A 22,644-nucleotide genomic window follows, 5' to 3' on the forward strand; every position below is an offset into this window, starting at 1 on the left:
AGCACGGCCCCGTCATCAGGTGACGGGGCCGTGCTCGTTGGACTATCAGCATGTCGCTGAATCATCAGTACCTGGTCGAGGTGGGGCCTGGCTCTCCTGCGCAGCCGGGCCCTGTCGATTCATCGTCTAGCGGCCTGCCTCGCTGGCGCCTGTCTGGCCAGAGTCTGGGTGGGCGGCTGGGTGGGCGGCATGGTGGTGGCCCTCCAGACGGCTTAGCAGCATGGCGTTGGCGGTATTGCCCATCACGTTCAGAGAGGTGCGGAAGCCATCGGTGAAGCGGTCCACGCCGGCGACCACGGCGACGCCCTCCAGTGGCAGCCCTGCAGCCGACAGCACGGTGCTCATGGCCACCAGGCCAGCGCCCGGCACGCCAGCGGTGGAGAAGGATACCAGCAGGCCGGTGGTAAAGATGGTGGCGGCCAGGGTCAGGGTCACCTCGACACCGAAAAGCTGCGCCACGAAGAGCGCATTGAAGCCCTGGAGCACGGCGGCGCCGTCACGTTTGAGGGCGGTCCCGAAGGGCAGGGCGAAGGCGCTGAGCTGGTGTGGTGCACCGTAGGCCCGGGCATTGTTGAGGGCGATCGGCAGGGTGGCGTTGGAGCTGGCGGTGCCAAGGGCAAAGCTCAGGGCCTCGCCGAAGTGGCGCAGGTAGGCCAGGGGGCGGGCACCTGTGATCGCCAGCAGGGCCAGATAGAACACCGCCATGGCGCCGATGGCCGCCAGCAGGCCGATCACGTACAGGCCGAGCTTCAACAGCAGGTCGAACCCCTGGGTGGCCACCACCGAGGCGATCAGCGCGAACACACCGATGGGGGCGAGCTTGAGTACCATCGACAGGATCTTGAGGGTCACGTCGTAGCCGCTCTGCAGCAGCGAGACCAGCGGCCGGCTCTGTTCCGGTAGCTGGCGGGCGGCCACGCCGACCAGGGCGGCGGCCAGGATGATCTGCAGCAGGTTGGCCTCGGCCAGCGCCTCAAAGGGGTTTTTCGGTACCAGGCCCACCAGCCACTGGGCCAGCGGGGTCGGGTCGCGGGCCTCGACGCCGGCGGCCTGAGCGCTGTCCACGCCGAGGCCCGGGGTCAGCCAGGCGGCCATGCCCATGCCGATGGCCAGGGCCACCGCGCTGGTCAGCACATAGAGCATCAGCAGCTTGCCGGCGTAGCGCCCGACGCTTTCGCTGCGATCGACCTGGGTAAAGCTCAGTACCAGAGCGCAGAACACCAGAGGCACCACGATAAACTGCAGAAGGCGCAGAAATACCTGACCCAGTGGGGTCAGCAGTTGGGTATCCAGGACGCCCGCCCACTGGGGCAGGAACAGATTGACGGCGCCGCCGGCCAGGATCCCGAGGATCAGGGCCAGCAGTATTTGACGGGTGTGGGCCATGGTATCTCCCTGTAGCGGCCTCGATCACGGCTGCCCTGTCGCTGTCCCTGGCCCTGGCCTGGAGTTCGGCCGGATAGGCCGATGACAAGGCGGGTGTTCGGCAGGGGGGGCGATCGATAAGGGGGCACACTATTAGGGCTCGGCGATGTCTTGGCAAGAAGCCCAATAGACCGATTTGTTATGACGTTAAGTGTATGCCCTGCAATAAAAAAACGGACGGGGCTGGGCCCGTCCGCTGAGGGTGTTGGCTAACGGGCGTGTCAACGCCCTGGGTCATGGTTGGGCCGCGTTCGGCAGCGACGCGGCCCGCCCGCGATCACATATTGGGATAGTTGGGACCACCGCCGCCTTCAGGGGCGACCCAGGTGATGTTCTGGGCGGGGTCCTTGATGTCGCAGGTCTTGCAGTGGACGCAGTTCTGGAAGTTGATCTGGAAACGCGGCTGGCCATCGTCACCCTCGACCACTTCGTAGACCCCGGCGGGGCAGTAGCGCTGAGCGGGCTCGGCGTACTCCGGCAGGTTCTTGTGGATCGGAATTTCCGAATCCTCGAGCTTGAGGTGGCAGGGCTGGTCTTCCTCGTGATTGGTGTTGGACAGGAACACCGAGGAGGGCTTGTCGAAGGACAGCTTGCCGTCGGGCTTGGGGTAGTCGATCTTCTCGAACTCGCTGGCGGGTTTGAGCGCCGCATGGTCCGCAGTGGTGTCGTGGACCCTGGGCAGCTTGCCGCCGAGCAACTGATCGACGAAGTTGTAGGCCCCACCGCCCACGGTGCCGTACTTGTGGATCGCGGGACCGAAGCTGGCGGTCTGCTCGAGCTCCTTGTAGGCCCAGCTGTCCTGCCACCTGGCCTCGAACGCCTTGAGTTCGTCGCCGCCCTCGTTGCCGTCCTTGAGCGACTCGAACACGCTTTCTGCCGCCACCAGACCGGACTTCATGGCGGTGTGGATGCCCTTGATCTTGGCGAAGTTGAGGGTGCCGGCGTCACAGCCGATCAGCAGCCCGCCGGGGAAGGTCATCTTCGGCAGGCAGTTGAGGCCGCCCTTGGCGATGGCACGGGCCCCGTAGGCCACCCGCTTGCCGCCTTCCAGGTAGCGCTTGAGCACCGGGTGGTGCTTCATCCGCTGGAACTCGTCGAACGGCGACAGGTAGGGGTTCTGGTAGGCCAGGTCCATGATCAGGCCGACCACCACCTGCTGGTTCTCGGCGTGGTAGAGAAACCAGCCGCCGTGGGTGTTCTTGTCCAGCGGCCAGCCGGAGCCGTGCAGCACCAGCCCTGGCTCGTGCTGTTCCGCCGGTACGTCCCACAATTCCTTGAGACCGATGCCGTAGTGCTGGGGATCCTTGCCCTCGTCCAGGCGGAATTCGCGGATCAGGCGCTTGCCGATGTGGCCACGGGCGCCCTCGGCGAACAGGGTGTATTTCGCACGAAGCTCCATGCCCGGTGCGTAGCCGCCTTTCTCGCTGCCGTCGGCGGCCACGCCCATGTCGCCGGTCAGGATGCCGCGTACCACGCCGTCCTCGACGATGGCGTCCTGGGCGGCGAAGCCCGGGAAGATCTCGACGCCCAGGGACTCTGCCTGTTCGGCCAGCCAGCGGCACAGGTTGCCGGCGCTGATCACATAGCGGGTGATGTCGCCACCGGTGTTGTGCATGCTCTTGGGCACCAGCGCGTTGGGCAGCTTCTGGGCCTTCTCGGCGTCCTTGAGCAGGTACAGCTCGTCACGCACCGCCGGGGTGGTCAGCGGGGCGCCACGCTCCTCCCAGTCGGGGAACAGCTCGAATAGCGCGCGGGGCTCGAGCACCGCTCCGGACAGAATATGGGCGCCCACCTCGGAGCCCTTCTCGACCACGCAGACGGTCAGCTCCTGCTCGGCCTCGTTGGCCTGCTGCATCAGTCGGCAGGCGGCGGCCAGTCCAGACGGACCGGCGCCGACGATGACCACGTCGAACTCCATGGTGTCGCGTTCTACTTGTTCTGCCATCGGGTGCTTTCCTCCTCGGCGTGACGTTGGGGTGCCACCAACGTCGTACAGATTTTAAACGGTCGTTTGCTTCACGGTGTGTCCCATGATAGGCATAATAGCGTCGTCGGGTCATCCTTACGATGGTCGACCCTCCCCAATGGTCGACTCGGCATGCGGGGATTGTTGCCAAGGCCCGGCCTGTGGCACATTGAAGGTACGCACCGAGCCCCTATCAAACGCTTGCATGAAACGCATAAGGGCATAGCGAAAAGTTCTCAATCGTGGTGTCCTCTCGGGACACGCGATGCGTAAATCGATGCGGTGCCCGTCACCGCCAACGTGTTGATGGTTCCTTCCTTACATTCAAGGTTCCCCAGATGAACCAAGCGAGGACAACATGAAAGTACTCGTCGCGGTCAAACGCGTCATCGACTACAACGTCAAGATCCGGGTCAAGCCGGATGGCAGCGACGTTGACTTGACCAACGTCAAGATGGCCATGAATCCCTTCTGCGAAATCGCCGTGGAAGAGGCGGTGCGCTTGAAGGAGAAGGGCGTGGCGACCGAGGTGGTGGCGGTGACCGTGGGGCCGAAGGCGGCGCAGGAACAGCTGCGCACGGCCCTGGCGCTGGGGGCCGATCGCGCCATCCACGTCGAGAGCGACGAGCGCGTTGAATCGCTGGGCGCGGCCAAGGCACTGGCCAAGGTGGTCGAGAAGGAAGCGCCGCAGCTGGTCATCCTCGGCAAGCAGGCGATCGACTCCGACAACAACCAGACCGGTCAGATGCTGGCCGCGCTGACCGGCATGGCCCAGGGCACCTTCGCCTCCGAGGTGGAAGTCGAAGGCGAGACCCTCAAGGTCATCCGCGAGATCGATGGCGGACTGCAGACGGTGTCGCTGAAGCTGCCGGCGGTGGTCACTACCGACCTGCGCCTGAACGAGCCGCGCTACGCCAAGCTGCCGGACATCATGAAGGCCAAGAAGAAGCCGATGGACGTGATGACCCCGGCCGATCTGGGCGTCGAGGTGGCCAGCCGTCTCAAGCTGGTCAAGGTCGAGCCGCCGGCCGAGCGCCAGGGTGGCGTCAAGGTGGGCTCGGTGGACGAGCTGGTGGACAAACTGAAGAATGAAGCGAAGGTGATTTCATGAGCATTCTGGTTCTGGCAGAACACCACGATGGCCAGCTGGCCGACGCCACCGCCCACGTGGTGGCCGCCGCCCAGGCTATCGGTGGTGATATCGACGTGCTGGTCGCCGGTCAGGACGTGGCCGCCGTGGCCGAGGCCGCAGCCAAGCTGGATGGTGTCAGCAAGGTGCGTGTCGCCGACAGCGAGACCTTCGCTCACCTGCTGGCCGAGCCCACCGCCGACCTGCTGGTGGCCCTGGCCGACGACTACAGCCATGTGCTGGCGGCCGCTTCCACCACCGGCAAGAACGTGCTGCCGCGCCTGGCGGCACTGAAGGACGTGGCACAGATCTCCGAGATCATCGCGGTAGAGAGCGCCGACACCTTCAAGCGTCCGATCTACGCCGGCAACGCCATCGCCACCGTCCAGAGCGAGGACGCGCTCAAGGTCATCACCGTGCGTTCCACTGCCTTCGACGCCGTCGGCCAGGGTGGCTCCGCTGCCATCGAACCGGTCGAGGCGAGCATCGACAACAGCCTGTCGAGCTTCGTCGGTGAAGAGCTGGCCAAGAGCGATCGTCCCGAGCTGGGGGCTGCCCGCGTGGTCATCTCCGGTGGTCGCGGCATGGGCAGCGGCGAGAACTTCAAGATCCTCGACAACATCGCCGACAAGCTGGGCGCCGCCATCGGTGCGTCCCGTGCGGCGGTGGATGCCGGCTTCGTGCCCAACGACATGCAGGTCGGCCAGACCGGCAAGATCGTGGCGCCGGACCTGTACATCGCCGTGGGCATCTCCGGTGCCATCCAGCACCTGGCCGGGATGAAGGACTCCAAGGTCATCGTCGCCATCAACAAGGACGAGGAGGCGCCGATCTTCCAGGTCGCCGACTATGGCCTGGTGGCCGATCTGTTCGAGGCCATTCCGGAACTCGACAGCAAGCTCTGAGTGCAAGATGTAGAAACGGTGTGCCGGCTAGGCCGGCAACGCTGACAAACGCCGTGGCGGCCAACGCCACGGCGTTTTTATTGGTGGGTGTCTGGCATCGATGTGCATGGCCGCCAACCCCTCGCCAGGCGTGCCGATCCGCTGTCGGACAGGGGCGTCCATGCCCTTGCTCGGGAGGTGTTGACAGCGATGAACTCGGGGTAGAGGCACCTTGCTCGCATTGATAACAATTCGTGTTTCGGGTACTGTCGTGGCATTTGACGCGGCGCCCCAAGGCGGCGCGAGAGCAGGTCGGAGGCCTTGGAATGGCGAACAAGCAGATCAACGGGCGGCCCTTCGCCGGGCCATCACAGGCTAGCCCCAGCGATGTGGTGACGGCTGGCGCAGCGGCAAGGAACAGCCTGCTGGGCGTCTCCTGTGCGCTGGCGCTGGCGCTGGGGCACAGCGGGGTAGCCCAGGCACAGAACACGGCGGACAATCTCGGCGACGAGGCCCTGGCGGCCCAGACGACCCAGGCCGAGCTGCAGGCGCGGATCGACCAGGCCGACGACGAGGTGCGTCAGCGTATCGAGGCGCTGCGCCAGGCCGAGCAGGAGGCCCAGCGGCTTCAGTCCTACAACCAGGCGTTGGCCCCCCAGCTCGAGCAGCTCAAGGCGACCCTCGAGCAGCGCAGTCAGGGCATGGCGACCATGGCCGAGACCCGCGACGCCCTGCCGGGCCTGTTGAACGACATGACCCGCCGCCTCGACGCCTGGGTCGATCAGGACGTGCCATTCCTCCATGGCGAGCGCAAGGCCCGGGTGGCGTCGCTCGAGGCCTCCCTGGCCAACCCCGAGCTGACCGCAGCCGAGAAGCTTGAGCGGGTGCTGGCGGCCTGGCGTGCCGAGCTCGACTATGGGCGCGATCTCGATGCCTGGCGCGGCACCCTGGAAGAGGGCGATCAGACCCGCGAGGTCGACTTCCTGCGACTGGGACGCGTGGGCTGGTACTACCTGACCCCGGATGGCCAGAACGGTGGCGTATGGAACGACGGAGATTGGCAGTCGCTGTCCGCTGCCGAGCGCGACCAGGTGGAGAAGGGCCTGCAGATCGTGCGTGACCAGCGTGCACCGGAACTGCTGACGCTGCCGCTGACCCAACCGATCGAGGAGCGTTCCTGATGGTGTCTTTGACGGATTTCCCGGTGTCGCTGAATCGGCACAACTCGATGGGCAAGGGCCTCGCCCGCAGGCTGGTGCTGGGTGCCGCCGTGACCGCGCTGCTGGCCGCCGCTGCGCCTGCCGCCATGGCCCAGCAGCACAGCGATAGCGACAGCGTACTGTCGAGCTTCAAGCTGGAGCGAGAGGCCGCCGAGGCACGTGATCAGGCGAGGTTGGCCGAGCTGGTGGAGGACAGTGACGCGCTGTCCGCCTCGCTCGAGGAGGCCGAGGCCCGTCGTGACGCCGCCCGGGAAGAGCGTGAGCGTCTGGAGGCCGAGATGGCCGAGGCGCGTCAGGCGCTGGACGAGATCGGTGCCCAGCGTGATGCCGAGGGCGGCGACCTCAACGCGGTGTTTAGCGCGGTGGCCGGCACCAGTGGTGAACTGAGAGACGATCTCGGCCAGAGCCTGCTGACCCTGGGCGCCGACGTCGATTTGCCGCCGCGGCTGGACGACGACGCCATCCTGACCGTCGCCCAGATCGAGACCCTGGCCGACAGCCTGATGGGGCTGACCGCCGAGACCGGGCTGGTGCGTCGATTCGAGGCGCCGGTGGCCGCAGGCAGCGGTGAGGTCGCGCCACGTCAGGTGACCCGTGTGGGTGACCTGATGGCCTTTGGCGGCGGCCAGTTGCTCGAGCGGGTCGGCGAAGAAGGGCGGCTCTCCGCCCTCGAGCACACCCCTGAGCGCGTCGGCGCTGTGCTCGACGCTTATCAGTCCGGCGATGGCCAGCTGCTGCCGGTGGATCCTGCCGACGGACGGGTGATCGAGGCGCTGTCGCGCCAGCCCACGCTGCTCGAGCGCTTCCATCAGGGCGGTGCGGTCGGCTATGTGGTGGTCGCCCTGGGCGCCCTGGGCCTGTTGATCGCCCTTGGCCAGTATCTGTACCTGCTGCGGGTCAGCATGACCACTCGTCGCCAGCTCGCCAACATGGATGAGCTGTCCAATGACAACCCCCTGGGCCGGGTGCTTCAGCGCTTCCACGCCTTTGGTGCAGGCCATGCTCCCGAAGCCCTGGAGGCACGTCTGGACGAGTCGATGCTGGCCGAGCAGCCGCGTCTCGAGCGCGGCCAGGCACTGGTCAAGATGCTCGCTGCGGTGGCGCCGCTGCTGGGCCTGCTGGGCACGGTGACCGGCATGATCGTGACCTTTCAGTCGATCACGGTGTTCGGCACCGGCGACCCCCAGTTGATGGCCGGCGGTATCAGTCAGGCGCTGGTGACCACGGTGCTGGGCCTGATCACCGCGGTACCGCTGCTGTTCGCCCATACCGCCATGTCGTCACGCTCGCGCGCCCTGATCGGCACCATGGAAGGCCGCGCCAGCGCGGTGCTGGCCGACCGTCTGGAAGCCGATCGCAAGGCCCTGCAACCGGCCACCGACGCAAAGCAAGGAAGCAGGCGCCATGCCGATGCACCCCTGGCTTGATCCCCTCGTCCGGCTGATCGACGCCGGCGGGCCGGTGCTGGTGGTGATCGCCGTGGTGGCCATGCTGCTGTTCTCGGTTGGGCTCGAGCGCTGGTGGTTCTTTCGCTTCCACTATCGCCCGGCCCGGGCCGAACTGATGCGCCGCTGGGTCGAGCGGCCCGATCACCAGAGCTGGAGTGCCCGCACCCTGCGCGAGGTCTGGGTAACGGAGCTGATCAGGCGCCTGCGTGGCCCCTTGCCCTGGTTGAAGCTCCTGGTGGTGATCTGCCCGCTGCTCGGACTGCTCGGCACCGTGACCGGCATGATCACGGTATTCGACAGCCTGTCCATGGCCGACAGCAACCAGGCCCGCGCCATGGCCGACGGCGTTGCCCGGGCCACCTTGCCGACCCTGACCGGGATGGCGGTGTCGGTGGTGGGGCTTCTGTTTATTACACGGCTTGAACATATCATTCGGCGCGAGGATCAGCGGCTACACGACCGCCTTGCCCGCGCCGCGGAGGATGCACATGCGTAGACGTCGACTGTCCGCCGGCGCCGAAGAGGCCAGCGAGGTCAACCTGACCCCGATGCTGGACGTGGTCTTCATCATGCTGATCTTCTTCATCGTGACCACCAGCTTCATCAAGGAGAGCGGGGTGGAGATCGAGCGGCCCGAGTCCAGCGCCGCCTCTTCCCGTCCCGACGTCCAGGTGCTGGTGGCGATCACGCCGGAAGGCGCCTTGTGGGTGGACGGTGAGCCGGTGGACATCCATCGCGTCGGCACCACCGTCGCCGGCATGCTTTCCGAGGATGGCTCGGTGGTGATCCAGGCCGATCGCAACGCCGCCACCGGGGTGCTGATCGAGACCATGGACCGGCTGCGCGACGCCGGTGTCGAAAAGGTTGCCGTCGCCGCCGAAAGGAGCTCCGACGCATGAGGCGAGTGGTCTCTCTGGCGGCGGGTAGCCTGCTGACCCTGGTACTTTTCGCCCTGCTGGCGCTGCTGGTGGTGCCACCGGAGGCCGAGCCTGAGCTGCGCAAGGAGATTACCCTAAGTCTGGCCGAGGCGGTGGCGCCCCAGGCCGAGGCCCCGGCGGAGGCCTCCGCTGCTTCGGCATCGGCGCCGCCACCTCCACCGCCGGTGGCCGCCGCGCCGCCGCCGCCGAGCCCGGCCCAGACCGCTGTCAGCGAGATCCAGCTGCCGGACCCCGAGGTGGTACCGCCGCCACGAGAGCCCAAGGCGCTGGACAGCGCCTTGCCGGAGTTGACCGAGACGCCGCCAGAACCTGAGCCCGAACCTGAGCCCAGGCCCGAACCGAAACCCCGGCCGGAGCCGACGCCGCAGCCTGAGCCCGCACCGCAGCCCGAGCCCGCACCACAGCCAACGCCAGCGCCCAGCGTGGCCACCAATGCGACCAGCAACACGGGCAGCGCCAGTGCGGCGGGGGCCGGCGCCGCCGCGCCTGCCTCCAACGAGCCGGTGGACGTGGGCACCTCGGCCCGGGCCACGCGCAAGGTGCCGCCGGAGTACCCGCGCCGGGCCCAGCGTCGTGGGCTCGAGGGCTACGTGGTGATGCAATTTATCATCCGCGCCGACGGCAGCGTCGATCGCGGCAGCATTCAGGTAATCGAGGCCAGCCCCCGCCGGGTGTTCGAGGACGCTGCGCGTCAGGCCATCGCCGGCTGGCGCTTCGAGGCGGCGTCAGGGCTTCGGCGGGCGCGTCAACGACTCGAGTTCCAGTTGAGATAGACATCGAGATAGCCACACAAGGGGTCGATCGCCATGGCAGTACTGTTGAAGACCACCCCGCTGGGGCGCTACCTGCAAGGCACTGGTGCCGCCCTGGCGCTGGGCCTGATGGCGGGTCTGGCCGGCGCACTGGCAAGTCCTGCGGCAAGCGCTGCACCGACCCTGTCCGGTGGCATCATCGCCGACCTGAAAGGGCTCGAGCAGCGCCTGGCCGACGACCCGGCAGGGGTCGAGGCCAAGGCCGAGAGCCAGGCCGAGCGGCTCACCGGAGGCAACGCCTCGGACCGCTGGTCCAGGGCGCTGTACCTGCAGCTTGCCGCCGGGGCGGTGTCGGCCCAGAACCGGTCCGAGGAGGCCGCCGATCACCTGGCCAGCGCCCGTCGGATCGATGGGGTCGAGCAGGCCCAGCGGGATCGCTGGCTGCGCCAGGAGATTGAACAGCGTATTCAGGCGCAGCAACGTCAGCAGGCGCGGGCGCTGCTGGAGGACTGGCTATCGCGCCACGAGGATGTCGAGGCGCTGTGGACCCTGGCCGAGCTGGCGGCCGCCGACGAGGACTGGGAGGCCGCCGCCGACGGGGTCGAACGGGCCAAGGCGGCGGACCCGCAGCCGAGTCAGGCGCGGCTCGATTTCGCCGGTGGCGTGATGCACAAGAGCGGTCGTCTCGAGCAGGCCCTGGCGGCCCTGGAGGCGCGGCTTGCCACCGATCCTGCTGATGCCGATGCCTGGCGCCGGGCCGCGGCCATGGCTCAGCGCCTGGGTGATCCGGTCCGGGCCGCGGCGCTGTGGGAGGCCGGCTGGCGTCAGGGCGCCCTGTCCGGCAACGATGACCTTGAACGTCGCATCGAGCTCCACCTGGCCGCCGGTACCCCCGCACGCGCCGCCGAGCTGCTCGAACGGGCGCTGGCGGAAGGCGTCCTCGAGGATAGCGAGCAACGTCGCCGGTTGCTGGCCGAGGCCTGGTTTCAGGCTCGCGACCATGACCAGGCGCTGGACGCCTGGCAGACTCTTGCCGAGCGTTCCGACGCTGGCTCGGACTGGCTCCGGTTGGGACAGATTGCCGCAGGCTGGGGCCGCGAACAGACCGCACGCGAGGCATTGAACCGCGCACTCGCCAAGGGCGAGGACGAGGCGAAAACCTGGCTGGGCGCGCTGTCTGCGGGCTCGCAGACGGGGCAGGGCGCGGCCGCTGAACCTGGCTCCGGCGACACGGATTCACCTCGACCCTCCGATGAGGGCGCTGGCTGAGGCGGCTCGCTGCCTTGTGGCAAAAATGACCCTCAGCGTAGAATTCGCCCCATGAAGAATTCCAGAAGCCTCATATTGCTGGTCATCGTTCCCGCGGTGGCCGTGGTGCTGCTCGGGGCGGCCATCTTTGGCTCCCAGGCGATGTCCGACAGCCGTCTGGACGATGACGCGCGCGCCGCCCTGGCGGCGTCACTTCAGACCTCGGCACCGATCGAGCTCGCCAACTTGCAGGAGGTGCGCTACGGCTATGGCGTGTGCGGCTCCTATCGCCTGGCATCGGACGAAGGCTTTGCCTCCTTCTATCTTGATACCCAGAGCGGCGAGGTGGAGCTGGACGTCAACTCCCGTCGTTTCAATACCCACTGTGGCCTGTCGGCGCTGTGCTGATGGTCTCCATCGACGGTGACCGGTGTTGGTTGGCGTTTGACGACTGAGCGACCTTCGTCGACACAGGCTCGTGCCGGCACTTTCTCAAGGAGACGTTTTCATGCGCATGTTCAAGGGCACCCTGGTTGCCGGACTGCTGTCGCTGCTCGCGGCTACCCCGGTACTTGCCGCCGAGCTAGAGATCAGCGACGCCAGGCTGCGCATGCTGCCCGGCGACCGCCCTGGTGCCGGTTACTTCAAGCTCTACAATGCGGGCGACGAGCCGGCAGCGGTGGTCGGAGCAGAGACCGACGCCTACGCCTCGGTGGAGCTGCACATGAGCATGGAGAAAGACGGCATGGCCATGATGCACGGCGTCGAGCGCTTCGAAGTGCCCCCCGGCGAGACCCGCGAGTTCGCCCCTCAGGGTTATCACCTGATGTTCATGAAGCCGCAACAGTCGCTGAACATTGGCGATGAAGTCGAGGTCCGCCTGATCCTCGAAGGGGACGAGCGCGTCGAGACGACCTTCGAGGTGGTCTCGCCGGCGGCGCTGTAACGACGGTCTTGAGACAGCTGAGACAGTTAGGTCGGCAAAGTGATGTCGAGAGAACGGTGTCGGGAGCAGGGGCTGCAAAGTAGAGCCGAGACAACGGCCCATGAAATGAAAGCTACGAGGTTGGCAATGCGACAGGGCAGGACCGGCGGCAATGGCAGGGTGCAGAGAAGGGGAGCTGGTGCGAGCCAGGCAGTCGCCAGGGCTGGTGCGGCACTGCTGCTTACCACAGCGCTGTTTGCCCTTGCCGGCTGCGAGGACGTCAACTGGCGTGGCACCGACATCTCCGACGCCATGCCGGCGCTGGACTTCGAGCTGATCGACGAGAACGGCCAGCCTGTCGATGAGGGTGACTACGCTGGCAAGACGACCCTGGTCTACTTCGGCTTCACCCACTGCCCGGACGTCTGTCCCACCGCGCTGGCGCGGCTGTCAGCGGCGATTCGGGAACTCGACGAGCCCACCCGCGACGCCGTCCGGGTGCTGTTCGTCTCGGTGGATCCCGAGCGCGACAGCCCCGAAGTGCTCGACGCCTATACCGAAGCCTTTGGGCCGCGCTTTATCGGCCTGACCGGCGACAAGGCGGCCCTCGACGCGGTCACCAACCGCTACCGCGTCAGCTATCGTCTAGGCGAACCCGAGGCCGACGGCAGCTACGACGTCGACCATTCCAGCGCCATCTTCGCCTTCGATTCAGGCGGCGACGCCCGTCTGCTGATGCGTGACACCGATCCGGTGGACTCCATCGCCGCAGACATCCGAAGGCTGGTGGAGAAGGGGTAGAGGTCCCCATCTTCTTGCAAAAATGCAGCTGGAAAAGCAAAGGGCCACCTGAAGTGGCCCTTTCGCGTCTCGATGGTAACGCGCCTTCACGCCTCGCTGCGTGGCAGCTTGATGCAGTCTCTGGTGCCGCGCGTGGTGTTGTGAAGTTCTAAAGATCCAGTTCGGTCCACACCGGGGCGTGGTCCGAGGGCTTTTCCATGGCGCGCAGGTCGTAATCGATGCCGGCGTCGGTGACGCGCTCGGACAGCGATGCCGTGGTCAGGATATGGTCGATGCGAAGGCCCCGCTTGGGTTCGCGATCGAAGCCCTTCGAGCGATAGTCGAACCAGCTGAAACGATCGTCCACCTCGGGGTAGAGGCGGCGATAGCTGTCCTCGAGGCCCCAGGCCTTGATGCCATCCAGCCATTCGCGCTCGATCGGCTGAAAGCTGGTCTTGCCTTCGCGCAGCCAGCGCTTGCGGCTGGCCTCGCCGATGCCGATATCGATGTCGGCAGGCGAGATGTTGAAGTCGCCCATCACGGCCAGGCGTTCGCTGGGGGAGTGGTCCTCGTCGAGCAGGCGCTGGAGCTGGGCGTAGAAGGCGCGCTTGTGGGGAAACTTGGTCGGGTGCTCGATGTTCTCGCCCTGGGGGAAATAGCCGTTGTAGACCCATACATGCTCGCCGTCGGCGGCGCGCAGACGCACGCCGATCATGCGGCGCTGGGCGTCTTCACCGTCGTCGGGAAAGCCATAGCGAACCTCCTCCGGGGCCTCGCGGGTCAGCATGGCGACGCCGTAGTGACCCTTCTGGCCATGGAAGTGCACCTGGTAGCCCATGGCTTCCACCGCCTCGCGGGGGAATTCACTGTCCTGGACCTTGGTTTCCTGCAAACCGATCAGGTCGGGCTGGTGGGAGGCGATCAGCGCCTCGAGCTGGTGCAGGCGTGCGCGGATGCCGTTGATGTTGAAGCACACCAGGCGCATTACTGCTCTCCCTTGTTGCTGTCGCTGTTACTGCTGTCCGGCCCCTTGCCTTCGGGGTGAATCTCGATCGACGGGGCGGCGCGCATGCGCTCCAGCCGGCGTGCGGCCTGGGCCTTGCGCTGCTGGCGCTTCTTGGCGGAGAAGCGCCGTGATGAGGTGACCTCATCGGGATTTTCGTGGCGCCACTGCTTGTAGTCCTTGCGCCGACCGGTACGGATGGTCACCTTGTCGGCCAGGGAACGGGTCTTCTTGCGGCGTGTCATGACGCGGGGCTCCTGTATTCAATGGGCACATTCTATCAGTGCGGGGCCGCCAGGACAGCCGCTAGACACGATTCGATGCGCATCGGGCAAGCCCAAACGGCCAGACGCTGGTACAATACCCGGCTTGAGGAAACTCGAGGGGGCCCTGTGCCGTTGCCTCGACGCTTTCCGCTTTCCTTCAACTTCTCTTCGAGACGGACACACAGCACAGCCTATGAGCGAGTCGGAACAGACCACCGCACCGGCCGAGAGCCGCAAGCCCAAGCGTCGTCGCCGCAAGCCGAGGCGCCGCCAGTCCAACTGGGATCTGCGCCAGTTTCAGGTGCCCGCCGTGGCGGGCAAGTGGCGGTTCCACGACTTCGATCTGCCGCTGCCGCTGATGCGCGCCATCCATGCGCTCGGGTTCGAGTACTGCACGCCGATTCAGGCCGAGGCCCTCACCCACACCCTGATGGGTGGAGACGTGGTGGGCAAGGCCCAGACCGGTACCGGCAAGACCGCCGCCTTCCTGATTTCCATGATGGCCTACTTCCTCGAGGAGGAGGTGCCGGATGGCCAGAAGCCGGGGACGCCGCGCGCACTGATCGTGGCGCCGACCCGCGAGCTTGCCTTGCAGATCGAGAAGGACGCCAAGGCCCTGGCGCGCTTCACCTCGCTCAAGGTGACCAGCGTCGTCGGTGGCATGGATTACCAGAAGCAGCGCGAGGGGCTTGCCGGCAACGTCGATATCCTGGTGGCCACTCCGGGCCGCCTTCTGGACTTCCAGCAGAAGCGAGACATCGACCTCGGTCAGGTCGAGGTGCTGGTGCTGGACGAGGCCGATCGCATGCTGTCGATGGGCTTCATTCCCGACGTCAAGCGCATCATCCGCTACACGCCGAAGACCGAAGAGCGGCAGACCTTCCTGTTCTCCGCGACCTTCACCGAGGACATCCTCAACCTGGCCAGCCAGTGGACCCATCAGCCGGCCCACGTCGAGATCGCGGTCACCGTGGATAACGCCGCCGATATCGATCAGCGGGTGTACATGGTGGGCGACGAAGACAAGCAGCGACTGCTGGTCAACCTGCTGCAGCAGGAGTCGTTCGACCGGGTGATGGTGTTCGGCAATCGCCGCGATCTGGTGCGCAAGCTGCTGGAGCTGCTGAAGAAGGCCGACATCAATGTGGCCATGCTGTCCGGCGATGTGCCGCAGAACCAGCGCATCCGCACCCTGGAGCAGTTCCGCGAGGGCGAGATTCAGGTGCTGGTGGCCACCGACGTGGCCGGCCGTGGCATCCATATCGAGGACGTCAGCCACGTGATCAACTACACCCTGCCCGAGGATCCGGAGGACTACGTCCACCGCATCGGGCGCACCGGCCGTGCCGGCGCCAAGGGCGTGTCGATCAGCTTCGTGGGTGAAGAAGACGCCTTCTCGCTGCCCGAAATCGAGCGCTTCATCGGCGACAAGCTGCCCTGCGAGCATCCGCCGGAAGGGCTTCTGTAAGCCCGTCAGGCGTTTGACGCTTGTACGCAGTCAGGGCCGGCCCAGCGCCGGCCCTTTGCGTCTCTCCCCCTTGTCCTTTTTCTCAATTGTCGTGGACCCGCCATGCTAGACGACGCCCTCAAGAGCGAGATTCAAAGCGCCTATCGTCGGGTGCTGGAGGCGCTGGAGCTGACCCCGCGCTACGGCCAGCGGCTGATGATCGCCGAGATCTCCCGCACCCTGGCCGGCATCGAGACCGATGAGGATGGCAAGCGGGTGAGCGACGAGCACGTCTGTGTGCTGGAGGCGGGCACAGGTACCGGCAAGACCCTGGCCTACCTGCTGGCGGCGTTGCCGGTGGCCAAGGCGCGCGGCAAGCGCCTGGTGCTGGCCACCGCCACGGTGGCGCTGCAGGAGCAGGTGCTGCACCAGGACCTGCCGTCGCTGAAGGCCCACAGCGGACTGTCCTTCGACTTTGCTCTGGCCAAGGGGCGCGGGCGCTATGTGTGCGTGGCCAAGCTCGACGCGGCCATGGACGGCGCCGAGGAAAACCCGACGCTGTCGCTGTTCGAGCAGAGCCTGGACGCCGCCACCGGCGATGACTTCAAGGCGCTGGTGGCCGCCATGGGAGACGCCTACGGCAACGGTCGCTGGGAAGGGGATCGCGATAGCTGGGGCGAGGCCATCGACGATAGCCATTGGCGGCGACTGACGGTGGATCACCGCCAGTGCACCAATCGCCGCTGCGGGCACTTCGGTGCCTGTGCCTTCTTTCGTGCCCGGCGCGACCTGGATCAGGCCGACGTCATCGTCGCCAACCATGACCTGGTGCTGGCGGATCTGGCGCTCGGCGGCGGCCTGGTGCTGCCCGACCCTGCCGACTGTATCTACGTCTTCGACGAGGGCCACCACCTGCCGGACAAGGCGATCTCCCACTTCACCCATCGCTTCAGCGTGGGCGGCGGGCTGCGCTGGCTAAGAAACCTCAGGGGCTCGCTGACCGAGCTGAATACGGCCCTGGGTGTGCAGCCGACCCTGGCGCGACTGCTGGGCGCGCTGCCCACCGCGATGGAAGCGCTGGAGCCACGCCTGGGCGAGGTGTTTGCGCTGGGCCACCAGCTGGCCGAGCGGCCCCATGGGCTCAACGACGACGAGGACGGTGCTCAGCACCGCTTCGAGATGGGGCGTGTGCCCGAGGCCCTGCGGGCCCAGGCCGAGGCGCTGGTGGTGCCCTTCGCCGAGCTCTGCCGTCTGCTCGAGTCGATGACCGACATCCTGCGCGAGAGCCTGGACCCGGAGAAGTCCACCGGCCTTGCCCGGGAGCAGGCCGAGGCCTGGCTGCCGCTGCTGGCGCTGCTGCACGGCCGGGCGCTGGAGGCCCACGCCCTGTGGCAGGCCTTTGCCGAGGGCGATCCGGCGGACGCGCCGCCGCGGGCACGCTGGCTGACCCTGGAGCGCTTCCAGGGCGAGCCGGAGCTGATCTTCTCGGCCAGTCCGGTATCCGCAGCCCATACCCTGGCACGTTCGTTGTGGGGGCGCTGTCACGGCGCTGTGGTGACCTCGGCCACCCTGACCGCCCTGGGCCGTTTCGAGCGCCTGCAGGAGAGGGCGGGGCTGGCCAACCGCTATCGCTACCAGCGTCTGCCGAGTCCCTTCGACTATTCCCGGGCGGTGCTCAGCGTGCCCCGGGAGGCGGTGGACCCCGCCGACCGTGACGGCCACGAGCGCGCCATCGTCGACTTCGTCGAGGCTCTCGACGACAAGGAAGCGGTGCTGGTGCTGTTCTCGTCCCGGGCCCAGCTGCGCGGGGTGGAGAAGGCCCTGTCGCGGGAGCGCCGAGAGCGGGTGCTGGCCCAGGACCGTCTGCCCAAGCGTGAGCTGGTCAGCCGCCATCGCCAGCGTATCGACGCCGGCGAAGGCAGCATCCTGTTCGGTCTGGCGAGCTTCGCGGAGGGCATCGACCTGCCCGGCGACTACCTGACCCATGTGGTGATCACGCGGCTGCCGTTCGCCGTGCCGGACGACCCGGTGGGAGCGACGCTGGCGGAATGGATCGAGAGCCAGGGCGGCAACCCGTTCATGCGCATCAGCGTGCCGGATGCCTCGATCAAGCTGGTCCAGGCCTGTGGCCGGTTGATCCGCAAGGAGGCCGACCGTGGCCGCATCACCTTGCTGGATCGCCGCGTGCTGACCCGCCGTTACGGCCGGGCGCTGCTCGACGCTTTGCCGCCCTTCGTGCGCGAGATCGACGGCGTAAGCCAGGCCGGCTGAGGGAAGCCGCGCCTCGCGACCCAGGCGTGATACACCGGCCAAAAACAAGGAGCCCGCCAGATTGGCGGGCTCCTTGCTGTCGTGGGCATGGCTGTGGCGAGCTTTGCTGGCGCTGGGGATGATGGCGTCGCTGGCGCCTGGCACCAGGACCTTTCAGCCCCTTGCCCCGCACCAGGGACGAATCAATTCACCCGCTTTGCCAGCTCCGGGGCCAGGCGTTCGTTCATGCTGCGGAAGGCCTCCACGGTGGTGTCCCAGTCGATGCAGGCGTCGGTCACGGAGACGCCGTAGGCCATTTCGCTCAGGTCCTCGGTGATCTTCTGGTTGCCCCAGCCGATGTTGGACTCGACCATCAGGCCGATGATCGAACGGTTGCCGTCGAGAATCTGGTGGGTGACGTTGTCGAGCACCAGCGGCTGCAGGGCGGCGTCCTTGTTGGAGTTGGCGTGGGAGCAGTCGATCATGATGTTGGGCTTGACCCCGGCCTTCTTCAGCTCCTGCTCGGCCAGCGCTACGCTGACGCTGTCGTAGTTCGGCTTGCCGTTGCCCCCGCGCAGCACGACGTGGGCATAGGCGTTGCCACGGGTGCGGATGATCGCCACCTGGCCCTGCTGGTCGATGCCCAGGAAGTTGTGCGGGTGAGCGACCGACTGCAGCGCATTGACGGCCACGTCGAGGCTGCCGTCGGTGCCGTTCTTGAAGCCCACCGGGCATGACAGGCCGGAGGACATCTCGCGGTGGGTCTGGGACTCGGTGGTGCGGGCGCCGATGGCCGACCAGCTGATGCAGTCCTGCAGATACTGGGGCGAGATCGGGTCGAGTGCCTCGGTGGCCAGCGGCAGGCCCAGCTCGGAGAGCTCCACCAGCAGGCGACGGGCGATGTGCAGGCCTTCCTCGATCTCGAAGGAGCCGTTCAGGTGGGGGTCGTTGATCAGGCCCTTCCAGCCCACGGTGGTGCGCGGCTTCTCGAAGTAGACGCGCATCACGATGTACAGGCTGTCCTTGACCTCGTCGGCCAGGCGGCGCAGGCGACGAGCGTAGTCCAGCGCGGCGTCCACATCGTGGATCGAGCAGGGGCCCACCACCATCAGCAGCCTGGGATCGGTGCCGTCGAGGATGTTCTGCACGGTCTTGCGGCCCTCGATCACCGTGGCCTCGGCCTCGGGAGAAAGAGGAATTTCCTGCTTCAACTGCTCAGGAGTGACGAGAACATCCTGGGCCAGGACGTTGAGGTTGTTCACCTGCTTGTCGGACATGAGGTCTACCTGTGTGTATCGTGTCAGCGCTGACGTTTCTGCGTGGCTCTACTATCCCTTGAGGGAGGGGTAAATTCAATCGCCTGAGGGAACCTTGTCGCGCACCCGATGTCGGAGCGGCGTCGAGAGATGCACTCAGAGAACGCTTGATGCGAGCCAAGGAAACAGGAACACTTGTGCCTTTTATCATGACGAGACCCATGACCTATACATCGCCGACAGGCGAAAGGTGGCACCCTGTTGCCAAGGGCCAGACCGAGGGTCCGGCGTCGTCAGCCCGACATCGTCGGGGAGGAGAGACATGACGCCCAAGGAAACGGACCAGCAGCTGGTGGCACGCGCGCAGAAGGGCGATACCCGAGCCTTTGACCTTCTGGTCAAGAAGTACCAGCACAAGATTCTGGGCCTGATCGGCCGCTATATCAGCGACCATGCCGAGGTGCAGGACGTGGCCCAGGAAGCCTTCATCAAGGCTTACCGGGCGCTTGGCAAGTTTCGCGCCGAGAGCGCCTTCTATACCTGGATGTACCGCATCGCCATCAACACCGCCAAGAATCATCTAGTGTCCCGCGGGCGTCGTCCGCCGGGCAGCGATCTGGATATCAATGACGCCGAGATCGTCGACATGAGTGGCCGGCTGGCCGATATCGAGACACCGGAGGCGTCCATCGCCAGGGACCAGCTCGAGGCGGCGGTATTCGAGGCGATCGAGAATCTTCCCGATGACCTGCGCACCGCCATCACCCTGCGCGAACTCGATGGTCTTTCCTATGAAGACATCGCCCAGATCATGCAGTGCCCGGTGGGTACCGTGCGCTCGCGCATCTTTCGCGCCAGGGAGGCGGTGGATCAACATATTCAGCCGCTGATGACGACCTCGCGAAACGCCGAGTCACTTTCCTGATTCGCTATCGCTAGCCTGTGAGCTGGTCGTGGGCGCAGGGGTGAGGCAGGGCGACCCCTTTTGTTGCCGAATTCCCCATTTTTTTCAAATTGGGATGAACTGTTCGCCAGATTGGGCGTCTTACCCAGTGACCGGCCCGATGCAACAATCAACGACGGTCGTCACCTGGCGCTCGAGCCGGTGGCGAGTAACCGAGAATCGGTGGCGGAACCTGGCGCATCTCCGGTGGTCTATGGAGCTGGAGGCGCGACGCTTCGTCGAAATGAGGTGTGGAGAATGAGTCTGAACGCACGGGAATCGCTTTCAGCCCTGATGGACAATGAAGGTGACGAGCTGGAATTGCGTCGAGTGCTGAAGTCGCTCGAGAGCGACCAGGACAGCGCCGAGAGCTGGCGTCGTTACCATTTGATGCGTGCCGCGCTGCGCCGCGAGACCGATAGTGACCCCTCGGTGGATCTGTCCGCCGGTATCCTGGCTCGCCTCGAGGATGAGCCTGCGCCGCAGATGGAGGCTCCCGCCGACGGCGCGGTCGCCAAGCGTGGCGGAATGGGGCTCGCACGCGGTGCCGGTATTGCCGCGGCGGTCTCGTTGATGGTGATCAGCGGGGTTCAGTTCTACAACGGCGCCTTCGATGGCTCCATCGACGGTTCCGGTGCCGGTGTGGCCAGCAGCGGGGCTGCGGGTGGCGTAAGCGGCGGCGTGAATAGCGGCGCAGCACAGACGGCGTCCGCCGTGCCAGGTGCAGAGCTTGCCAGCGTAGCGGCGTCTCGGCCTTCGCTGATGGATCTGCCGATGTTTCAGTCCGGCACAGGCTCCAGCAATGGCCTGATGACCGTCGGCGCCCAGGTGGCCTCGCCGATGATGCTGTCGCCATCTGCCCAGCAGTCGCGGGTCAGTGACCAGGCGCAGGCCCAGTTGTTGCAGTCGTACCTCGATCGTCATGCCCAGGGGGCGGCCTTCAGCAGTGCCGACAACTGGATGCCGATGCTGCGCAGCACCCCGGCGGAAGCCCGTTGAGGTGATCGATCTGGCATCGAGATAGCAATGATCTGCTCGGCCCTGTGGGGCCGAGCGCATTCTCAGCAGTGCCTGTCAGGACATGATTTCTATGCCACATCAGGGGTCGCTTGCAGCGTTGGCCGGCTGGCTGACGCTTTCCCTTGTCTGTCTTTCTCTTCCCGCCCAGGCCGTTGCCGACCCTGGTGTCGACGCCGTAGCGGCGAACGCCAAGGCCTCGGCTGACTCGGTAGCTGACCCGAATAGTATCCAGAGCGTCTACGACTGCAGCGCCTTGACCGCCTTGTCACCCCCCGAGTCTCCGGGAGACTGGTTCGAGCGCAGTGTCTGGGCGTCCCATTGCTACCAATATCAGGCGCGCGCCGTTCGCATCGTCGATGAAGAGGTGGTGACGCTGTCGGTGGCCCGCGACATCCAGCAGGGCGTCGAGCGCGATCGCCTCCACTTCCTCGATGGCCCCAGTCGCTCGCTGCTGCGAGAGGGGGGCGCCTTTCGCTTCGAACTCGGTGATGGCCAGGGGGCGGCGCCGGCCTCTCCCCAGGCGCTGGTCGAGCACCTGTCACGCTTCTATCGGCTGCGCTTCGACGGCGAGGAGCGAATCGCCAATCGTCACGCGATCCGTCTGGAGCTGTTGCCGCTTGACGCCATGCGCTACGGCTATCGCATCTGGCTCGACCGCGAGACCGCCATCCCCTTGAAGCGCACCCTGATCGACGAGCGGGGCCAGGTGCTGGATACCTTCCAATTGGTGGCGATGACGCCGCCGGAACGCTACGACGGCAAGGTGGAGCTGCGCCGGCCGCCGTCCTCGGCCAGGCTCGACTGGCGCGCAGGCTGGTTGCCTCGCGGCTTTGTTGCCCAGCCGTTGATGGCGATGGCATCCGACAGCGATGGGCCTCGCCGCCACAAGTTGTACAGCGATGGCCTGTCGACCATCAGCCTGTTCGTCGAACCGGTAGCGGGTTCACGGGTACTAAGGCCGGGTGTCCATCGACTGGGCGCCAGTCACGCCGCGGTGCGCCGAGTGCAGCGTGAAGGCCAGTTGCTTCAGGTGGTGGCGGTAGGCGAATTACCCCCCAGCGTGCTGGTCAAGGTGGCCGAAACCCTTGAGCTGGCCGAGGGGCAGCCGCAGGGTGTGAGCGATGGTGCGCGCCCTGGGGCAGCGGGCAACGTCCACCAGGAAGCGTCGTCATGAGCACCGACTGCGCGACCGCAGAGGCGCGAGTGGTGGGTTGGACGACCGCCGGGGTCAGGGTAGCGCTGGCGGCAACCGGCGGCTGCGGGCGCTGCGCTGCTCGGGGCGGCTGCGGGGCGCGTTGGCTGCTGCGCAGGAGCGACGATCGGCGTGAGCTCGAGATCGATACCGAGCAGCGTCCCGCCATCGGGCAGACGGTGACCCTGGCCCTGTCCCGGACGAGCCTGGTGCGCGCCAGCGTGCTGGTCTACGGCCTGCCGCTGTGGTTGGCGCTGGGGGCGACCCTTGCCGTCAACGTCCAGTCGCCGGATCACTGGTCGCTGCCGCTGGTGTTTATCGCGGGCCTGGCCCTCGGCGGCGTGGTGCTGCGCCGGCATCTGCGCCGCCGCGCCGAGGCGTATCGGCCCACCTTGGTGCCGTAGCCCCGTTGTGATAGCCCCGTTGTGATAGCCCTGTTGTGATAGCCCTGTGCCCGAACACTTCACGGGCCCTTGGCGCGTTATTTTGCCCGCTAATGACTGAACCTTTTGGCGGCGTGACGGTACTACAAGAAGCGACCCTCGAGGTTGC

At 66.3% G+C, this 22,644-nt stretch carries 22 protein-coding genes; 17 read left to right on the top strand and 5 right to left on the bottom strand.

Annotation, left to right across the window (positions count from 1 at the left end):
• Positions 1–126 precede the first annotated feature (126 nt).
• On the bottom strand, positions 127–1,386 hold the full coding sequence (locus tag RBB39_RS11425) for a dicarboxylate/amino acid:cation symporter (protein WP_045993414.1): 1,260 nt from the start codon (positions 1,384–1,386) through the stop codon (positions 127–129).
• Positions 1,387–1,702: 316 nt separating this feature from the next.
• Positions 1,703–3,370, bottom strand: a complete 1,668-nt coding sequence (locus tag RBB39_RS11430; protein WP_045993415.1) for an electron transfer flavoprotein-ubiquinone oxidoreductase — start codon at positions 3,368–3,370, stop codon at positions 1,703–1,705.
• A 379-nt stretch (positions 3,371–3,749) separates the two neighbouring features.
• On the opposite strand from RBB39_RS11430, the gene RBB39_RS11435 reads away from it, so the two are divergent.
• The 11 genes from RBB39_RS11435 to RBB39_RS11485 all read left to right on the top strand — a co-directional run bounded on the left by RBB39_RS11435 (position 3,750) and on the right by RBB39_RS11485 (position 12,736).
• Positions 3,750–4,502 carry an electron transfer flavoprotein subunit beta/FixA family protein gene (locus tag RBB39_RS11435; protein ID WP_045993416.1) on the top strand — a complete coding sequence of 251 codons (753 nt, stop codon included), beginning with the start codon at positions 3,750–3,752 and terminating at the stop codon, positions 4,500–4,502.
• Positions 4,499–5,425 carry an electron transfer flavoprotein subunit alpha/FixB family protein gene (locus RBB39_RS11440; RefSeq protein ID WP_045993417.1) on the top strand — a complete coding sequence of 309 codons (927 nt, stop codon included), beginning with the start codon at positions 4,499–4,501 and terminating at the stop codon, positions 5,423–5,425. Before RBB39_RS11435 ends, RBB39_RS11440 begins: the two co-directional genes overlap by 4 nt.
• 305 nt (positions 5,426–5,730) lie before the next feature.
• Positions 5,731–6,585 carry a DUF3450 domain-containing protein gene (locus RBB39_RS11445; RefSeq protein WP_083970470.1) on the top strand — a complete coding sequence of 285 codons (855 nt, stop codon included), beginning with the start codon at positions 5,731–5,733 and terminating at the stop codon, positions 6,583–6,585.
• A complete protein-coding gene (locus RBB39_RS11450) occupies positions 6,585–8,051 on the top strand; it encodes a MotA/TolQ/ExbB proton channel family protein (RefSeq protein ID WP_239452567.1) in 1,467 nt (488 codons plus the stop codon). The genes RBB39_RS11445 and RBB39_RS11450 overlap by 1 nt, the downstream gene beginning before the upstream one ends.
• The gene (locus tag RBB39_RS11455) at positions 8,029–8,568 is read left to right on the top strand and encodes a MotA/TolQ/ExbB proton channel family protein (protein ID WP_045993418.1); all 540 of its coding nucleotides are present in this window, start codon (positions 8,029–8,031) and stop codon (positions 8,566–8,568) included. Before RBB39_RS11450 ends, RBB39_RS11455 begins: the two co-directional genes overlap by 23 nt.
• Positions 8,561–8,971 carry a biopolymer transporter ExbD gene (locus RBB39_RS11460; RefSeq protein ID WP_045993419.1) on the top strand — a complete coding sequence of 137 codons (411 nt, stop codon included), beginning with the start codon at positions 8,561–8,563 and terminating at the stop codon, positions 8,969–8,971. The genes RBB39_RS11455 and RBB39_RS11460 overlap by 8 nt, the downstream gene beginning before the upstream one ends.
• Positions 8,968–9,783, top strand: coding sequence for an energy transducer TonB (locus RBB39_RS11465; protein ID WP_306169097.1), 816 nt, complete (start codon positions 8,968–8,970; stop codon positions 9,781–9,783). The genes RBB39_RS11460 and RBB39_RS11465 overlap by 4 nt, the downstream gene beginning before the upstream one ends.
• A 33-nt stretch (positions 9,784–9,816) precedes the next feature.
• On the top strand, positions 9,817–11,031 hold the full coding sequence (locus RBB39_RS11470) for a lipopolysaccharide assembly protein LapB (RefSeq protein WP_204248961.1): 1,215 nt from the start codon (positions 9,817–9,819) through the stop codon (positions 11,029–11,031).
• 51 nt (positions 11,032–11,082) lie between these two features.
• A complete protein-coding gene (locus tag RBB39_RS11475) occupies positions 11,083–11,418 on the top strand; it encodes a hypothetical protein (protein WP_045993471.1) in 336 nt (111 codons plus the stop codon).
• Between the two features lie 100 nt (positions 11,419–11,518).
• A complete protein-coding gene (locus RBB39_RS11480; protein ID WP_045993472.1) occupies positions 11,519–11,956 on the top strand; it encodes a copper chaperone PCu(A)C in 438 nt (145 codons plus the stop codon).
• A 126-nt stretch (positions 11,957–12,082) separates the two neighbouring features.
• Entirely contained in the window at positions 12,083–12,736 is a 654-nt protein-coding gene (locus tag RBB39_RS11485; RefSeq protein WP_315900860.1) for an SCO family protein, read from the top strand.
• A 148-nt stretch (positions 12,737–12,884) separates the two neighbouring features.
• Here the strand turns inward: RBB39_RS11485 and xthA are convergent, their stop codons facing one another.
• Together xthA and RBB39_RS11495 are read right to left on the bottom strand one after the other, a co-directional pair.
• Positions 12,885–13,700 carry an exodeoxyribonuclease III gene (gene xthA / locus RBB39_RS11490; protein WP_045993473.1) on the bottom strand — a complete coding sequence of 272 codons (816 nt, stop codon included), beginning with the start codon at positions 13,698–13,700 and terminating at the stop codon, positions 12,885–12,887.
• Positions 13,700–13,963: a hypothetical protein gene (locus tag RBB39_RS11495; RefSeq protein WP_045993474.1), complete on the bottom strand. Its 264-nt coding sequence runs from the start codon at positions 13,961–13,963 to the stop codon at positions 13,700–13,702. The genes xthA and RBB39_RS11495 overlap by 1 nt, the downstream gene beginning before the upstream one ends.
• Before the next feature lie 214 nt (positions 13,964–14,177).
• Here RBB39_RS11495 and rhlB point away from each other — a divergent pair, with 214 nt between their 5' ends.
• On the top strand, positions 14,178–15,452 hold the full coding sequence (rhlB, locus tag RBB39_RS11500; RefSeq protein ID WP_045993475.1) for an ATP-dependent RNA helicase RhlB: 1,275 nt from the start codon (positions 14,178–14,180) through the stop codon (positions 15,450–15,452).
• 102 nt (positions 15,453–15,554) lie between these two features.
• Positions 15,555–17,702, top strand: a complete 2,148-nt coding sequence (dinG, locus tag RBB39_RS11505) for an ATP-dependent DNA helicase DinG (RefSeq protein ID WP_045993476.1) — start codon at positions 15,555–15,557, stop codon at positions 17,700–17,702.
• A gap of 182 nt (positions 17,703–17,884) precedes the next feature.
• Here dinG and RBB39_RS11510 read toward each other — a convergent pair whose 3' ends face one another.
• Positions 17,885–18,958: a 3-deoxy-7-phosphoheptulonate synthase gene (locus tag RBB39_RS11510; RefSeq protein ID WP_045993477.1), complete on the bottom strand. Its 1,074-nt coding sequence runs from the start codon at positions 18,956–18,958 to the stop codon at positions 17,885–17,887.
• A 301-nt stretch (positions 18,959–19,259) separates the two neighbouring features.
• On the opposite strand from RBB39_RS11510, the gene rpoE reads away from it, so the two are divergent.
• The 4 genes from rpoE (at position 19,260) to RBB39_RS11530 (ending at position 22,496) form a co-directional block, all read left to right on the top strand.
• Complete coding sequence (rpoE, locus tag RBB39_RS11515; RefSeq protein ID WP_045993478.1) at positions 19,260–19,862, top strand: RNA polymerase sigma factor RpoE; 603 nt, start codon at positions 19,260–19,262, stop codon at positions 19,860–19,862.
• 276 nt (positions 19,863–20,138) lie between these two features.
• Complete coding sequence (locus RBB39_RS11520; protein WP_045993479.1) at positions 20,139–20,879, top strand: sigma-E factor negative regulatory protein; 741 nt, start codon at positions 20,139–20,141, stop codon at positions 20,877–20,879.
• A gap of 91 nt (positions 20,880–20,970) precedes the next feature.
• Positions 20,971–22,074, top strand: a complete 1,104-nt coding sequence (locus RBB39_RS11525; protein ID WP_052704402.1) for a MucB/RseB C-terminal domain-containing protein — start codon at positions 20,971–20,973, stop codon at positions 22,072–22,074.
• Positions 22,071–22,496 (top strand): SoxR reducing system RseC family protein, encoded by a 426-nt coding sequence (locus RBB39_RS11530; RefSeq protein WP_045993480.1) that lies wholly within the window; start codon positions 22,071–22,073, stop codon positions 22,494–22,496. Before RBB39_RS11525 ends, RBB39_RS11530 begins: the two co-directional genes overlap by 4 nt.
• Positions 22,497–22,644: the final 148 nt, after the last annotated feature.

The sequence above is a fragment of the Halomonas sp. MMSF_3323 genome (assembly GCF_030733595.1).
GTDB lineage: Bacteria > Pseudomonadota > Gammaproteobacteria > Pseudomonadales > Halomonadaceae > Halomonas > Halomonas litopenaei.